Source organism: Spongiactinospora gelatinilytica, from assembly GCF_003236385.1.
GTDB classification, from domain to species: domain Bacteria; phylum Actinomycetota; class Actinomycetes; order Streptosporangiales; family Streptosporangiaceae; genus Spongiactinospora; species Spongiactinospora gelatinilytica.
Map to the genome: position 1 here is coordinate 1 of NZ_POUA01000729.1, position 1289 is coordinate 1289.

The 1289-nt window shown below is 69.5% G+C and carries 2 protein-coding genes; one reads left to right on the plus strand and one right to left on the minus strand.

Annotation, left to right across the window (positions count from 1 at the left end):
• Positions 1-183: hypothetical protein (locus C1I98_RS38960; protein ID WP_199537567.1), on the minus strand; the 183-nt coding region annotated here is incomplete at its 3' end.
• A gap of 517 nt (positions 184-700) precedes the next feature.
• On the opposite strand from C1I98_RS38960, the gene C1I98_RS38965 reads away from it, so the two are divergent.
• The coding region (locus C1I98_RS38965; protein ID WP_111172191.1) for a maleylpyruvate isomerase family mycothiol-dependent enzyme at positions 701-1289 on the plus strand (589 nt) is incomplete at its 3' end.

Sequence of the window (1289 nt, forward strand, 5' to 3'; positions counted from 1 at the left end):
GGGCACGTTCACCGCCGCCTTGGGCGGGGCCTGGACCGCGGGGACTGCGGCGATCTTCGGTTTGGCGGCGATCTCGGGTTTGGCGGCGCTCGGGCGAGACGTCTCCAGGGCCTCGGCGCGGGCGGGCGCGGGCAGGGCCGCCACGGCGCCGGCGGCCAGCGCGATGGCAAGGACACGCGACAAGACGTGTCGCTGGAGACGCGGCATCTGTGGAATTCCCCCCGCGGGTCGGCTGAGCATCGACCGAAGAATCAGGAGTTCTAGAGCCGACCACATCAACCCACTGGCCGTCAATCGGAAGCTGACAACCCGATCGGCCGATCATGAGGTGCAGGACCTGCCCTTTTGGCGGTCACTTGAGGGGTATATCCGTTATATATGGACGGCCAGAACGTCCAGTAAATTATGAAATATGGGACGGGCCCACCGGGCCGCCGGTGGTGGCCCACCTCTCCGAGCAGGCGGTCCACCTCCGTCACGGTGGGTCGCGAAACGCTCACGCATTTGTCACCCCGGCCGTTCGGGCGCGAATTCCCGGCCCTTTCCGGGGGGTCGGACAATCGCCACCCGAGGCGCGGTGGAAGAATTGCCGGCGATATGATTTGTCTCACATGGTGATACAGATCATGATCGCCAGGTGATACCGACAGCGGGCCAGGTACCGTCATACCGACACTGCACCGATGACAGGAGACCCACGATGGTCGAAACCGGACAGGCACTCCGCTGGGTGGAGGAAGGGCAGCGGCTCTTCGAGGAGCAGGTCGCCACCGCCGACCTCACCGCGCCCTCGCTGCTGCCCGGCTGGACCCGCGCCCACGTCGCCGGGCACCTGGCGGGGTCCGCCGACGCGCTCGGCCGGCTGCTGACCGGGGCCCGCACCGGCGTCGAGGCGCCCATGTACACCAGCGACGAGTCCCGCGCCGCCGACATCGAGCGCCGCGCCGCCACGCAGACTCCGAAAGAGCTGTACGACGAGACGGTGGCGTCCGGCAAGCGGTTCGCCGAGGAGTTCGCCGCGCTGCCGGAGTCCGCCTGGTCCACGCGGATCCGGCACCGGACCGGCATCGTGTTCGCCGCGAGCGACATCCCCTGGCTCCGGGCCCGCGAGGCGTGGATCCACAGCGTCGACCTGGACACCGGGATCGGCTTCGACGCCTTCCCCGCCGACTTCGTCGACGCCCTGCTGGATGACGTCAGCCGCGACCTGGCCCGCCACGACGGCTGCCCGGCCGTCACCCTCGCCCCGGACGACCGCCCCCGCACCTGGCAGATCGCCGGTGCCGGCC